At 71.7% G+C, this 14418-nt stretch carries 13 protein-coding genes and 1 pseudogene; 11 read left to right on the top strand and 3 right to left on the bottom strand.

The window, feature by feature from the left end; all coding sequences use genetic code 11:
• Complete coding sequence (locus tag R2B38_RS43295; protein ID WP_318021291.1) at positions 1-780, bottom strand: SDR family NAD(P)-dependent oxidoreductase; 780 nt, start codon at positions 778-780, stop codon at positions 1-3.
• A gap of 304 nt (positions 781-1084) precedes the next feature.
• Here R2B38_RS43295 and R2B38_RS43300 point away from each other — a divergent pair, with 304 nt between their 5' ends.
• Positions 1085-1942 (top strand): NAD-dependent epimerase/dehydratase family protein, encoded by an 858-nt coding sequence (locus tag R2B38_RS43300; protein ID WP_318021292.1) that lies wholly within the window; start codon positions 1085-1087, stop codon positions 1940-1942.
• Between the two features lie 17 nt (positions 1943-1959).
• Complete coding sequence (locus R2B38_RS43305; RefSeq protein ID WP_318021293.1) at positions 1960-2886, top strand: LysR family transcriptional regulator; 927 nt, start codon at positions 1960-1962, stop codon at positions 2884-2886.
• 78 nt (positions 2887-2964) lie between these two features.
• On the opposite strand, the gene R2B38_RS43310 is transcribed toward R2B38_RS43305, so the two are convergent.
• A complete protein-coding gene (locus R2B38_RS43310) occupies positions 2965-3888 on the bottom strand; it encodes an EamA family transporter (RefSeq protein WP_318021294.1) in 924 nt (307 codons plus the stop codon).
• Between the two features lie 52 nt (positions 3889-3940).
• On the opposite strand from R2B38_RS43310, the gene R2B38_RS43315 reads away from it, so the two are divergent.
• From R2B38_RS43315 to R2B38_RS43335, 5 genes are all read left to right on the top strand, one after another.
• Positions 3941-4465 (top strand): MarR family transcriptional regulator, encoded by a 525-nt coding sequence (locus R2B38_RS43315; RefSeq protein ID WP_318021296.1) that lies wholly within the window; start codon positions 3941-3943, stop codon positions 4463-4465.
• Between the two features lie 118 nt (positions 4466-4583).
• Positions 4584-5363 carry a hydroxyethylthiazole kinase gene (locus R2B38_RS43320; protein WP_318021297.1) on the top strand — a complete coding sequence of 260 codons (780 nt, stop codon included), beginning with the start codon at positions 4584-4586 and terminating at the stop codon, positions 5361-5363.
• 27 nt (positions 5364-5390) lie between these two features.
• A complete protein-coding gene (locus R2B38_RS43325; RefSeq protein WP_318021298.1) occupies positions 5391-6764 on the top strand; it encodes an LLM class flavin-dependent oxidoreductase in 1374 nt (457 codons plus the stop codon).
• Positions 6761-7636, top strand: a complete 876-nt coding sequence (locus tag R2B38_RS43330) for a sulfurtransferase (RefSeq protein ID WP_318021299.1) — start codon at positions 6761-6763, stop codon at positions 7634-7636. The genes R2B38_RS43325 and R2B38_RS43330 overlap by 4 nt, the downstream gene beginning before the upstream one ends.
• Entirely contained in the window at positions 7633-8292 is a 660-nt protein-coding gene (locus tag R2B38_RS43335; RefSeq protein ID WP_318021300.1) for a GntR family transcriptional regulator, read from the top strand. Before R2B38_RS43330 ends, R2B38_RS43335 begins: the two co-directional genes overlap by 4 nt.
• Positions 8293-8348: 56 nt before the next feature.
• Here R2B38_RS43335 and R2B38_RS43340 read toward each other — a convergent pair whose 3' ends face one another.
• Positions 8349-9251, bottom strand: a complete 903-nt coding sequence (locus tag R2B38_RS43340; RefSeq protein WP_318021301.1) for a LysR family transcriptional regulator — start codon at positions 9249-9251, stop codon at positions 8349-8351.
• A gap of 186 nt (positions 9252-9437) precedes the next feature.
• Here R2B38_RS43340 and R2B38_RS43345 point away from each other — a divergent pair, with 186 nt between their 5' ends.
• The 4 genes and pseudogenes from R2B38_RS43345 to R2B38_RS43360 all read left to right on the top strand — a co-directional run bounded on the left by R2B38_RS43345 (position 9438) and on the right by R2B38_RS43360 (position 14381).
• Positions 9438-10376: a family 2A encapsulin nanocompartment shell protein gene (locus R2B38_RS43345; RefSeq protein ID WP_318021302.1), complete on the top strand. Its 939-nt coding sequence runs from the start codon at positions 9438-9440 to the stop codon at positions 10374-10376.
• 353 nt (positions 10377-10729) lie between these two features.
• Positions 10730-12418 carry a family 2A encapsulin nanocompartment cargo protein cysteine desulfurase gene (locus R2B38_RS43350; protein ID WP_318021303.1) on the top strand — a complete coding sequence of 563 codons (1689 nt, stop codon included), beginning with the start codon at positions 10730-10732 and terminating at the stop codon, positions 12416-12418.
• 131 nt (positions 12419-12549) lie between these two features.
• Positions 12550-12648, top strand: a pseudogene (locus R2B38_RS43355) (ABC transporter permease); the annotation flags it as partial.
• Entirely contained in the window at positions 12645-14381 is a 1737-nt protein-coding gene (locus R2B38_RS43360; RefSeq protein ID WP_318021305.1) for an ABC transporter ATP-binding protein, read from the top strand. The pseudogene R2B38_RS43355 and the gene R2B38_RS43360, both read left to right, overlap by 4 nt.
• Positions 14382-14418 lie beyond the last annotated feature (37 nt).

Here is a 14418-nt window from a genome sequence, read left to right on the forward strand (position 1 = left end):
TCATCTCGACGCGTGGATCGAGGTGCCGGTGAGCTCGGCGCAGTAGTCGAGCAGGGCGTCCTGAACCGTCGCCTCGTGCGCCTCGGCGGGTACGTAGCGCTCCTTCTGGTGGTAGAAGTGCCGGCCGGTGACGCGCGCGGCCTCGTCGTCGCTGACGGCGAGCCACGCCTGGGTCACCGGGCCTTGGTCCAGGTCGTCGGGCGCGCCGGGGCCGCCCATCCTGGTCGCGACCCACCCCGGTTCCACGGAGTTCGATAGCACGTCCGGCCAGCGCCGCGCGACACCGAACGCGAGCAGGACGTCGAACAGCTTGCTGTCGCTGTACGCCTGCGCCCCGCTCCAGCGCCGGCCGCTCCACTGCGGATCGGACAGGTCCGCGTCCCCGCCGCGAGCCATGCCCGAACTGAGGTAGACCAGCCGGTCGGGCCGCGTCATCAACGCGGTCAGCAGGTAGGGCGCGAGCACATTGACCGTGAACAGCTGGGACAGGCCGTCGACGGTCTCGACGCGGCGCGGCTCGCGGTAGCCGATACCCGCGTTGTGGATGACGGCGTCGAACCGGCCCGCCGCGTTGGCCTGGTCGGCCACCGTCCGGATCCCGTCGAGGGATCCCAGGTCACCCACCAGCACGTTCTCGGCAGTGGGCAGGACCGTACGCGTATGCGCGGCTCGCGCGGTGTCGCGAGCGTGCAGCGTCACCGTGTGGCCTTGGCCGATCAGCAGGCGAGCGGCCATCAGGCCGAGGCCGTCGGCGGATCCGGTGATCAGAACGTGAGTCATCGTCGCACCTCCCGGAGGGCGTTCGAGATGTGTCTCGGGTTGTCGGTCGGAACGCCGGCGACAGCCAGGAACCGGGATCCCGGCCCGCTGTCGCGGCACGTCCACTGTCGATCTGCCGGGGCCGCGCTGTCCAAGACCCTTTTCGTCCCCTGCGATGCCCGCAGGGCATCGACGCGGCCGGCGACGTGTCATGCCCTGCGGGCATCACAGAGCACGAAAGAGGTCTTGGACGGGACCGGCGACCAGGCCGCACGGTGGAGTCGAACCTGATCAACAGCGAACCTGATCAACAGCGAGGGACGGCATGAGGATTTTCCTGACGGGCGGCTCCGGCTACATCGGCCGGGCCACGATCGCCGAACTGGTGCGACGAGGCCACACCGTGGAGGCGCTGGCGCGCAGCGAGCGGGCGGCACAGGCCGTGACCGGCGCCGGGGCGGTCGAGGTGCGCGGTGGACTCGCCGACCTGGACGTGCTCAACCACGCGGCCGCACGCGCCGACGCGGTGATCCACCTCGCCCAGGCCAGCTCCGCGGACATGGATCTCGCCGCGGCCACGGCCATGCAGGACGGCGTCGGGGGCGGCACCTACGTGCACACCGGCGGCACCTGGGTCTACGGCGACACCGACGGCGTGCGGGACGAGAGCGCACCGTGGAATCCACCCGGCGTGGTGGCATGGCGCAGGTCGGTCGAGGACGCGGTCTCGGCACGCGCCGCAGAAGGCGGTCGCCCCGTCGTCGTGCAGCCCGGGCTGCTCTACGGAGGCGACAACCGGCTGATCGAACATTTCTTCATCGCGCCCGGTAAAATCAGGGGTGCTGTTCCATACATCGGTACCGGCGCCAACCGGTGGGGTCTCGTGCACATCGACGACATGGCCACGCTCTACGCCGCCGCGCTCTCGGCGAAGGCGGGATCGGTCTACATCGGGGTCGGCGAGGGCCACCCGACGATGAGGCAGGTCGCCGAAGCGGCGGCGCGCGGTGCCGGACTCGACGGAAAGACGGTCTCGATCACGCTGGACCAGGCCCGCGTCGAGATGGGGCCCGTCGCGGACGCGTTCGTGCTGGACCAGCGCCTCACCTCGGCCAAGGCCCGCCGCGAGCTGGGCTGGGCACCGACACACGGTGACCCGCTCGCCACCATCGCGCGCGGCTGACCACCCGGAGGAACCGCATGGACGTCGATCTGCGCAAGCTTCGCTACTTCCTCGCGGTGGCCGAGGAACTCCACTTCGGACGCGCCGCGGAGCGCCTGCACATCACCCAGCCCGTGCTCTCCCGGCAGATCCGGGTGCTGGAGAGCGAGCTGGGCGTGGACGTGTTCATGCGCGACCGCCGCAGCACCGTGCTCACACCGGCGGGCGAACAACTCGTCCACGACGCCGGGCCCCTGCTGGCGAGCGCGGACGCACTGCTGCGGCGGGTACGCGCCGCGGGCGAGAGCGTCACCCGCTTCACGATCGGGTTCATGCCGGGAATCACGCTGACGCCCGTCGTCCGCCTGCTGCGCGAGCGCCACCCCGGGCTGGACGTGCGGATGCTGCGCACCGGCTGGCACGACCAGGTGGAGGTGCTCCACGACGCCCGCGCGGATGTCGGCATCGTCCGGTTGCCGATCGACCCGGCGGGCCTGGAGATCAGGCCGCTCTACACCGAACCGCGCCTCGTCATGGTGGCCTCGTCCCATCCCCTCGCCGGCAAGGAGACCGTGCGGGTCGCCGACCTGGCGGCCGATCACCTCCTCCAGGACCCCGACGCCGTCCCCGAGTGGCGTGACATCGCGGTGGAACTGCGCACCGGTGAGCGCCGCCCGGTGCCGGCGATCCACAGTGTCGAGGAGAAACTCGAACTCGTGGCCGGCGGACAGGGGATCGCCGTGATCCCGGCGTCCACCGCGAACTTCTACACCAGACCCGACGTCGAGGCGATCCCGGTCGAGGACATCGGCCCCAACCACGTCGCGGCGGCCTGGCCCACCGGGCGGGCCACCGGCCTGGTCGGGGAGTTCGTCGACGCCGCCACCACCCTGCTGCCCGAACAGGAGACCCGCGCGAGCCACTTCGCGACGGGGGCGGGGGCATCGGGTCCTGATGGGCCGTGATGGAAACCTGGCGTCATTCTTCCGAGCAACCGGGGCCCGCAAGCGTCATCCGTCGGGGTGCCTCCGCGTACCTGATTCTCACCCGGGACCGCACGTGGAGGACTCGCGGGCGGGACGCTCGTCAGGCACAGGACGTGGACGGATCCGACTGCCGCCGCGCCGTCCTGCGCGTGCGGGTCGGCCCAGGACGACACCGAACAGGACGAGTGCCAGCCCGCACAGCTGCTGGACGGTCAGTACGTCTCCGGCGACCGCCGTGCCGAGCAGCACGCCGGTGACGGGGTTGAGCAGTCCGATCAGGCCCACCGTGCCCGAGGGCAGGTGCCGCAGCCCGGTGAACCAGGCGGCGAAGGCCAGCGCGGTGGCGATGAGGGTGACATAGCCGAACGCGAGCAGTGCCGATGGGGAGAGTGCGGGCGGTGGGCCCTCCACGGCCGCGGCGACAGGCAGCAGGAACAGTCCTCCGGCGGTGAGCTGCCAGGCGGTCGAGGCGAGTACGTCGGTGCCGGCGGTGTTCCACCGTTTGGTCAGGATGTGGCCGAAGGACGACACGAGCACGGCCGCGGCCGAGGCGGAAACCCCCGGCACACTGATTCCCTCCGTTCCCGTGAGCAGCATGAGGCAGACGCCGCCGAGCCCGATCGCGGCGCCGGCCAGGTGCGCCGTGCCGGGCCGTTCGGACACCAGGGGCCAGGCGATGAGCATCATCGCCAGCGGGGACACCGCCATGACGGTCGAGGCGATGCTCGTCGGGAGCAGTTGGGAGGCGGCGTAGACGAGCACGAAGAACACGCTCACGTTGAGCAGTCCGAGCACCGCGGATCGCCACCACCACGCGCCGCGTGGTCGCTGCCCGCACAGGCCCAGCAGGACGAGACCGGCGGGCAGCGCCCGTAGAGCCGCCCCGTAGAGGGGAGTGTCGGGTGGCAGGAACTCATGGGTGACGTAGTAGTTCGTGCCCCAGGCCACCGGTGCGACGGCGGTCAGTGCCACCGATCGCATATTAGCTTCCATGGAAGGCAATATACCTTCCCGGGAAGCTATTATGGTGTGCATGGACGACCCGCACCTTCCGGACCGCGTGGCCCGCATCCAGGCCGACTGGCGCCGCGAGCGGCCCGACCTCGACATCTCCCCGCAGGGCGTGATCGGCCGGCTGCACCGCCTGGCCGACCATCTCACCGAGGAACTCTGCCTCGTCTACGGGCGCTACGGCCTCAGTGAGGGGGAGTTCGACGTGCTGTGCGCACTGCGTCGCGCCGGTGAGCCGTACGAGCGCGCGCCCGGCGAGCTCGCCGCGCACACCATGGTCACCACCGGCGCGATGACGAAGCGGATCGACCGCCTGGAGCGGGCCGGACTCGTCACCCGCCGCCGTTCCGACGACGACCAGCGCGGCCGTATCGTCGCCCTCACCCGGCCCGGACGCGAACTGATCGACGAGGCGTTCGCCGACCACATGCGCAACGAACGCCGCCTGCTGGACCTGCTGACGTCCGCCGAGAGCACAGCACTCGAAGGCCTGCTCACAACGTGGCTCTCACGCGTGGAGAATCCGCCTCCGTCCGACAGCAGGTGAGTCCCGGCAGTCACGGCCACGGCGGCGCCCGCTCCACCCCGGCCTGTTGTTGCACCTTCGTGAAATGAGCTCGCAAGGCCTTGGAGGGTCGGCAGTACTGCTGCATACAGTTGCATACATGGAAGAGATCACCTACGAGAACCCGTCGGTCGCCGAAGGCGTCGCGGCCATCCGCACCGGCTCCCCGTTCGTCTACGGCCTCACCAACTACGTCGCCGCCAACCTCAGCGCCAACGTCCTGCTGGCCGTCGGCGCCGGCCCCGCCATCGGTGCCGCGGCCGACTTCCCCACCGTCTTCCCGGCCGGCGCGGGCGCCGTCTGGATCAACACGGCCGCCCTCATCAGCAACCCCGCCGAACCCGTCACCGCCGCGGCCCGCACCGCCCACGCGGCAGGCACCCGCTGGGTGCTGGACCCGGTCGCGGTCGGCGCGGGAGCGGTCGAGTACGACGCGTTCGTCGCGTCCCTGCTGGCGTACCGGCCCACCGTCATCCGCGGCAACGCCAGCGAACTGACCGCGCTCGCGGGCGGCGACAGCACCGGCAAGGGAGTGGAGACCACCCTCTCCTCCGAGGACGCGATCGGTGTCGTGGAGGACCTCGCCCGGCGCACCGGCGCGATCGTCGCCGTCAGCGGCCCCACCGACTACCTGACCGACGGCACCCGCACCGTGGCCGTACCCGGCGGTGACGCACGGCTGACACAGGTGACCGGCGCCGGATGCAGCCTCGGGGCGCTGATCGCGGGCGCGCTCGCCGTCGTCCCCGACGCCCTGACCGCCACCGCGGTCGCGCACGCCGCGTACGCCGTCGCCGCCGAACGCGCCGGTGCCCGCACCACCGGCACCGGGTCCTTCGCCGTCGCCCTGCTCGACGAGCTGTCCCTGCTCGCCGTCTGAGCCGAACGACCTTTCAGGGAGCACCACTTGACGACCGACGACACGGACCCCGGCCCTCGCCTGCACCTCGCCGCCTTCCTCAACGCGGGGCCCCAGGGAACCGTCGGCTGGCGGCACCCCGACGCCGGCGACGGCTTCCTCACCGCCGCCCACTACACCCGGATCGCCCGCGTCCTGGAGCGCGCCGGCTTCGACATGGCGTTCGTCCCCGACTCCCTCGCCGTGCCCCGCGGCCTCGGCGACTCCTACGACCCCGCCGTCACCTGGGGCACCGGCACCCCGCGCCTGGACCCGATCCCGGTCATCACCCTGATGGCCGCCGCGACCGAACACCTCGGCGTCGCCGCCACCGTGTCCACCGGATACCAGGAGCCGTTCCACGTGGCCCGGGGCATGGCCACCCTGGACCACCTCGTCGGAGGCCGGGCCGGCTGGAACGTGGTCACCAGCTTCCAGGACGCCGAGGCCCAGAACTTCGGCCAGGACAAGCTCCCCGACCGGCAGTCCCGCTACGACCGGGCGGAGGAGTTCCTGGAGGTCACCGCCCAACTCTGGGACAGCTGGGCCGACGACGCGATCGTCGCCGACAAGGACAGCGGGATCTACGGCCGCCCCGACCGGGTGCGCGCCGTGGACCACCGGGGTGAACGCTTCGCCGTACGCGGCCCGTTGAGCGTGCCCAGGCCGCCCCAGGGCTACCCGGTGATCATCCAGGCGGGCGCCTCCCCGGCCGGCCGGGACTTCGCGGCCCGCTGGGCGGACGTGATCTTCTGCAGCCACGAGTCGCTGGAGTCGGCCGTCGCCTTCTACGCCGACATCAAGTCCCGTGCCGCCGCGCACGGCCGGGACCCCGAGCAGCTCAAGGTGCTCCCGGCCGCGACGACGGTCGTGGGCACCGACCTGAAGGACGCGCTCGCCAAGCACGAGGCGTTCACCGAACTCGTCCACCCCGAGGCCGGGTTGTCACGGCTCGCCTACCACGTCAACGTGGACCTCACCCGCTACGACCTCGACGGTCCGCTGCCCTCCCTGACGGAAGTGGGAGTCGAGGGCCACTACCGCGAGGTCGTCGAGTTCGCCGAACGCGAGAAGCTCAGCGTGCGCGAGATCGGCCGCTGGTACGGCGCCCGCACCGAGGGGAACATGATCGGCTCCCCGGCGGACATCGCCGACACCATGGAGGAGTGGCTCGACGCCGGCGCGGCCGACGGCTTCATGATCCAGGCCACCCATGTCCCCGCCGCCTTCGAGGAGTTCGCCGACCACGTGGTCCCCGAACTGCGCCGACGCGGCCTGGTGCGCACCGCCTACCCGGGCGGCACCCTGCGCGACAACCTCGGCCTCGCCCGCCCCGAACGCGGCGAGTGGCGGCACCGCGCCCGCTCGGGAGGCCGCGCGTGAGCGGCTCCGCTCTCGTCAACGCGGCCTGGCTGCAAGGGCACTTGGACGACGTCGTACTCCTCGACGCCACCGTGGACCGGCACACCCAGCCGGACGGCACCACCGTCTTCGTCAGCGGACTCGCCCTGCACACCGAACGCCGCATCCCCGGCGCCCACTTCGCCGACCTCGTCGCCGGCTTCTCCGACCCCGGGGCGCGCTACCCCTTCACCCGCCCGTTCAGCGACCGCATCGCCGCGTACGCACGCGAGTTGGGCATCCGCCAGGACACCGAGGTCGTCGTCTACGACCGCCTCTCGGGAGCGTGGGCCGCCCGCGTGTGGTGGGTGCTCCGCTCGGCGGGTATCACGCGTGTACGGGTCCTCGACGGCGGACTCACCGCGTGGGAGGCGGCCCGACTCCCGGTCGCAGACGGGCGCGAGGCGCCTCTGCCGCCGGGCGACGTCACCGCCGGCCCGGCCCGCGAACACTTCACGGACCTGCCCCGGATGCGCCGTATCGCCGACGGCGGCGACTCCACCCCCGCCGTCTGCGCCCTGCGCCGCACCGAGTACCTCGGCGACCCCGCCCGCCCCCGCTCCGGCCACATCCCCCGCACCACGAACCTGCCCTACGCCGACCTGCTCGCCCCGGACCACACGCTCGACCCCGAACGCACCGCCCACCTGGCGCAGTCGCACGGACTGCGCCAAGGAGCCGGTACGGTCCTGTACTGCGGCGGAGCGATCAACGCCGCCGGGCTGGCACTCGCCCTCCGCGAGATCGGCATCGACGACGTGGTCCTCTACGACGGCTCGCTCGGCGAGTGGCGGGCCCACCCCGAACTGCCGTTGGTGACGGGCCCGGAGGGCCCACGACGAGGAAGCGGATGAAGAGCACACGCGACACGATCTACGACACCCTCAGGCAACGGCTGACCTCCGGGCACTACCCGGCGGACGCCTCCCTCGTACCGCTCGCGCTGAGCGAGGAGTTCGCGGTCTCCCGCACCCCGGTGCGCGAGGCGCTGGCGCTGCTGGAGCGGGACGGGCTGCTGGTGCCCACCCGGCGCGGGTTCACCCTGCGCCTGCGCTCGGACGAGGAGATGCTCGAACTCTTCGAGATCCAGGCCGTGTTGGACGCCACGGCCGCCGAGTCGGCGGCTCGGCGCCGCAGCCCGGTCGACCTGGTCCGGCTGGACGCCCACCTCGACCACGCCGAGTCCCTGGACGAGCCCGCGCACATCCGGCGGAGCCTGAACGACTGGCACGACGCGGTGCGCCAGGCCGCCCACAACGCAACCGTCGTCGCCTTCCTGCGGACCCTCGACGCGCAGGTCAAGACGAGCGCGCCCTGGCGCACCCCCGAAGCCGCCGGCACCTTCACCGCCGCCTTCGCCGAACACCGCGCCGTCACCGAGGCCATCCGCACCCAGGACGCCGAGGCGGCCCGCGTCGCGATGCTCGCCCACCACGGCCACGACCGGGACCGGCGCATACGGCAACGCGTGCACGCGGACCGCTCGGGGGCGGGCGGCGGGGCGCCGTAGCCGAGTAGGCGGAGGGGGGCCACCCGGACCCTGACCGTCGGCAGCCGCGTGTGTCGTCAGGACGGCCACTCCGGTTCGGAGAGGGTCGCGGCGAGGGCGTCGAGGAGGACTTGGGCGGGCTGGGACGCGGGCGGTTTGCCGTGGACGGCGGCCACGACCTGTCTGCGCATGCCGTCGATGCGGTGGAGTCTGACACCTGGGTGTCTGTTGGCGAGGAGAGTGAGTCCGGGCAGCAGGCTCACGCCGAGCCCGGCCGCGACGAGCGCCTGCACAGCCACGTAGTCGTCGGTCTCGAACTCCACGACAGGCTCGAACCCGGCCCGCCCGCAGGCCGCGACGAGATGCTCACGGCAGCGCTCGCACCCGGCGATCCACCGGGTGTCGGCGTAGATGGCCAGCTCGGCCGGGGGACCGTCCCAGGAGCGGTCGGCCGGGGTGACCACGTACAACGGTTCGTCGAGCAGCGGCGTCATGGTGGTGTCGCGGCGATCGCGCCGGGGCGGGTCGCCGTGCTCGAAGACCAGCGCCACGTCGACGTCGTTGTCGCGCAGCGCGTTGAGCGCGTCCGGCGGTTCGGCCTCCCGCAGAGTCAGCTCGATGCCGGGATACCGGTCCAGGACGCGGGCGGCGGCGAGCGGGACCAGGGTGGCCAACGCCGAGGGAAACGCGGCCAGTCGGACCCGGCCGGTACGCAGTCCGGCCAGCTCGTCCAGTTCGGCGTGCACGGACTCGACCTGCGCGAGGATCGACTCGGCGCGGTCCACCAGCAGTCGGCCGGCCTCGGTGAGCCGGATACCGCGGCCCATCCGCTGCAACAGCGGCATGCCGACCTCGGCCTCGAGCTTGGCGAGTTGATGGCTCACCGACGGCTGCGCGTAGTGCAGTGCCTCGGCGGCCGCCGTGATCGAACCCTCGCGGGCGACGGCGACCAATACACGCAACCGACTCAAGTCGATCATTCGCGAATCATAGACGGCGTCGATGACGGCCTCGAAAACACGCATTGGACCATTACCGGACGTACTGCGACGGTGAATCGATAGTGGGTGCGAGAGATCTCGGCCGCACACCTTTCCGTCGGTGACCGCCGGTGATCCCACCCCGTCACGCGTGCCCGGCCTCCGGGCGCGGAAAGGAGATGCCGCATGACCACGGCTGTGAATCCACCGTCGCGATCGATGTCGGTGAGCGACAGCGCGGCGCGAACCCTCGCGAACGCCACCAAGACCGTTCCCCAGATGAGCTCCATCACGCCTCGCTGGCTGGTGCATCTGATGTCCTGGGTCCCGGTCGAGGCCGGCATCTACCGGGTGAACAGGGTCGTTCATCCCGAGTCGGTGCGCATCGAGTGCGACAACTACGACGAGTCGCCGCTGCCGGACACCTTCGTCGACTACGAGCGGGAACCCCGCGAGTACCGGCTCAAGGCCGTCCAGACGGTCCTGGACCTCCACACCCGGATCTCCGACCTCTACTCCAGCCCGCACAACCAGACCGCACAGCAACTGCGGCTGACCATCGAGGCGGTGAAGGAACATCAGGAGGGCGAGCTGATCAACAGCCCGGAGTACGGGATGCTGGCCAGCGCGGCGGAGACGCAGCGCATCTCCACGATGGCGGGCCCGCCGACGCCGGACGACCTGGACGCCCTCATCACGAAGGTGTGGAAGCAGCCGGCCTTCTTCCTCACCCACCCCGAGGGGATCGCCGCGTTCGGCAGGGAGTGCACCCGGCGCGGGGTGCCGCCGGCCACGGTGAGCATGTTCGGCTCGCAGTTCCTGACCTGGCGCGGACTGCCGATCATCCCGTCGGACAAGGTCCCGCTGGAGAACGGGAGGACGAAGTTCATCCTGCTGCGCACCGGCGAGTCGCGCCAGGGCGTGGTCGGACTGTTCCAGCCCGGGCTCTCGGGCGAGCAGGGGATGGGCCTGTCGGTGCGCTTCATGCAGATCGACCGCAGCGCCATCGCCTCCTACCTGATCTCCCTGTACTGCTCGCTCGCGGTACTCACCGAGGACGCGCTGGCCGTGCTCGACGACGTCGAGGTCGACAAGTTCCATGACTACAGCCCGAGTTACCGGTAACCATGACCACGCCCTCACCCACCGGTAACGAAGCCGCCCCGGCGTGGCTGCCGGACGAGGAGACGCTGAGCCGGATGGCCGGGGAGTTCTTCCGAGCACTCCCCGGGCAACCGGCTGCCACGGAGGCCCCGGTCCCCGACGGCACGTCGGAATGGCCGACGCCCACCGGCCTACCGCTCGCGGACACTTCTCCGACGGCGCTTGCGGGGCCATCGGCTGCGCCATCCGTTCCCGCGGTGCCCACCGGTCCGCCCGCCCCGGGCCCGTTCCCTGCCCGGCCGGCCGGAGCGCCGACGGCGGATGTCGCGCCTGCGGTGCCGACCGGCCTGTCTGCTGCTGAATCCGCTGCCGGGGTGTCCACCGGCACGCCGACCGCGGACCCGCTGCCTCCGGTGCCCACCGGTCTCCCGTCCATGGATCCGCCGCCCCCGGCCCCGACCGCCGGAATGAGCCCGCCGTCCGGGCCGCCACCGACCAGCGCCCCGGCCACGTTCATGGCGAGCCCCTACGCGGTGGGCGCGCCCGGCGGTGCCGGACCCACCCCGGAGCCGGCGGCCCCGCCGGTACCTCCGGGGCCGCCGCCCGCCCCGTCGCCGGCCGCACCGGCCCGACTCCCGGACCCCGGGCCGTACTACTTCCTCACCGAGGCAGCCGGGTACCCCGCCCAGGCGCCGGAGCTTCCCGGCTTCGGGCACCTCGGGCTGCCGCCGCTCCCCGAGGTGATGTCTCCGACCGCGACGACCGCGCCGTACTACTTCGTCGAGGAACCGGACGTGTCCGGGGCGCGGTCGGGACTGCAATTCGACCACCATCCGGCCTTCGACGTGCAAGCGGTCCGCCGGGACTTCCCGATCCTGTCCGAGCTGGTCAACGGGCGTCCGCTGATCTGGCTGGACAACGCGGCGACCACGCAGAAGCCGCAGGCCGTGATCGACCGGCTGGTCGAGTTCTACTCGCGGGAGAACTCCAACATCCATCGCGCGGCGCACGAGTTGGCCGCTCGGGCGACGGACGCCTACGAGGGCGCCAGGAAGACCGTCGCCCGGTTCGTCGGGGCCGGTTCCGCCGAGGAGATCGTGTTCGTCCGGGGCACCACCGAGGCGATCAACCTGGTCGCCAAGGCATGGGGTCCCGCGCACATCCGCGCGGGCGACGAGATCGTGCTCTCCCACCTGGAGCACCACGCCAACATCGTGCCCTGGCAGATGCTGGCGGAGCAGACCGGTGCCGTGATCAAGGTGATCCCGGTCGACGACAGCGGCCAGTTGCTGCTCGACGAGTACACCGCGCTCCTGTCGGAGCGGACCAAGCTGGTCGCGGTCACCCAGATGTCCAACGCGCTCGGCACGATCGTGCCGGTCGAGCAGGTCATCGCGATCGGTCACCGGGCCGGGGCGCGCGTGCTGGTCGACGCGGCGCAGTCGGTCCCGCACCTGCCGATCGACGTCAGGGCACTGGACGCCGACTTCCTCGTCTTCTCCGGGCACAAGCTGTTCGGGCCGACCGGGATCGGGGTGCTCTACGGCAAACGCGAGGTCCTCGAGGACATGCCTCCGTGGGAGGGCGGCGGCAACATGATCACCGACGTGACCTTCGAGAAGTCCAGTTTCCAGCCCCCGCCGGGCCGCTTCGAGGCCGGCACCGGCAACATCGCCGACGCGGTGGGGCTGGCCGCCGCCATCGACTACGTCGAGCGCGTCGGTCTGCCGAACATCGCCGCGTACGAGCACACCCTGGTCGAGCACGCCACCGAAGGACTGCGCGGCGTGCCCGGGCTGCGGCTGGTCGGCACGGCCCCGAACAAGGCGAGCATCGTGTCGTTCGTCCTGGACGGGTACGAACCGGCCGAGGTCGGCACCGCGCTCAACGAGGAAGGCATCGCGGTCCGTTCGGGCCACCACTGCGCGCAGCCGATCCTGCGCCGGTACGGGCTGGAGGCCACCGTCCGGCCGTCGTTCGCCTTCTACAACACGCATGGGGAGGTGGACACGCTGATCGCGGCGGTCCACCGGCTCGCGGACCGCCGAGGCGGGCGCCGCTAGGTCGCACGCACCTCCCGAACCGGTACGGCGGAGACCTGTCCGAGGTCTCCGCCGTACCGGCGTGAAGTCGGCCTGCCCGCCCTCCCGTTGCTCACTTCTTGAGCCAGCCGACCTTCGTGTGGTCGACGTCCGCGGCCGGACTCCTGGTCGTCTTCGTCCTGGCGGTGAACCTGGTGGGCGACGGGCTGCGGGACGCGCTGGACCCCACCTCGAAAGGCGCCTCCCGATGAGCCCGATACTCCAAGTGACCGATCTGGACGTCCACTTCGACGGCCGACCCGCCGTACGCGGAGTCGGTCTCACCCTCGAACGCGGTGAAGTCCTCGGCCTCGTCGGCGAGTCGGGCTCCGGCAAGTCCGCCACCGCGCTCGCCGTACTCGGCCTGCTCCCGGGCAACGCGACGGTCCGCGGATCCGTACGGCTCGACGGCCAGGAACTTGTCGGCGCCACGGAGCGGCAGCTCACCAAGGTCCGCGGCAGCCGCGTCTCCATGGTCTTCCAGGACCCGCTGTCCGCGTTCACGCCCGTCCACCGGATCGGCGACCAGATCGCCGAAGCGGTCCGCGCCCACCAGGACGTCTCCCGCGAACAGGCCCTGGAACGAGCGGTCGAACTGCTCGACGTCGTCGGGATCCCCGAACCCGCCCTGCGCGCACGGGCGTTCCCGCACGAGTTCTCCGGCGGCATGCGCCAGCGCGCGATGATCGCCATGGCGATGGCCGACGACCCCGACATCATCCTCGCCGACGAACCGACCACCGCCCTCGACGTCACCATCCAGGCCCAGGTGCTCGACGTCCTGCGCACCGCCCGGCGCGAGACCGGGGCCGCGGTGCTCCTGGTCAGCCACGACCTCGGTGTCATCGCCGGGACGGCCGACCGGGTGGCCGTGATGCACGAGGGACGGGTCGTCGAGTCCGGCACGGCCGTCGACGTCTTCGAGCGGCTCCAGGAGCCGTACACGAAGCGGCTGTTGGCCGCCGTGCCCCGGATGGACACCCCGCGCGCGCCCCAACCACCCACCGGCGAAACGGTGTTGAAGGTCCGCGGGCTCACCAGGACCTTCCCCCTCCTCAAGGGAACCGCTTTCAAGCGCCGAATCGGCTCCGTGTACGCCGTCGACGGCGTCGACCTCGACATCCGGCGCGGCGAGACGCTCGCCCTCGTCGGCGAGTCGGGGTCGGGGAAGTCGACGACGCTCTTCGAACTGCTCGAACCGGCCCGCCCGGAAGGCGGATCGGTCGAGCTGTTCGGCAGGGACCTCGCCGGGCTCGGCAAGGCGGAGGTGAAGGCCCTGCGCCGCCGCGTCCAGATCGTCTTCCAGGACCCGATGGCCTCCCTCGACCCCCGGATGCCCGAACTCCTCACCCAGGTAGGCCTGGACCCGGCCCACGCGGAGCGCTACCCGCACGAGTTCTCCGGCGGCCAGCGGCAGCGCATCGGCATCGCCCGCGCGCTGTCCGTCGAACCCGAGCTGCTCGTCCTCGACGAACCGGTCTCCGCCCTCGACGTCTCCGTCCAGGCCGGCGTGCTCGAACTGCTGCGACGCCTGAAGGAAGAGCTGGGCCTCGCCCATCTCTTCGTCTCCCACGACCTGTCCGTCGTACGGAACATCGCCGACCGCGTGAGCGTGGTCCGCCTCGGCCGCACGGTCGAGGCCGGCCCGGCCGACGAGGTCTTCGAACGACCCCGGCATCCCTACACCCAGGCCCTCCTCTCCGCCGTACCCCTGCCGGATCCGGTGCGTGAGCGGGAACGGCAGCGGTCGCGCATCCTGCTCGCCGGCGACCCGCCCAGCCCGACGCGACGCTACGACGGCTGCCGGTTCCGGGCGCGCTGCCCGCTCCACCCGCGGCTGGCGGAGGGGGAGCGGAAACGGTGTGACCAGGAGGTGCCGGTGCTCGACGGGGACGGGGCGGCCTGCCACTTCCCGCGTGTACGGGAGGTTGTCCTGCCTTCCTAGGGCGGGTCCGAGACGGTCGTGGTGGTGCGGGCTCGTG

Origin of the sequence: Streptomyces sp. N50 (genome assembly GCF_033335955.1) — a bacterium.
GTDB lineage: Bacteria > Actinomycetota > Actinomycetes > Streptomycetales > Streptomycetaceae > Streptomyces.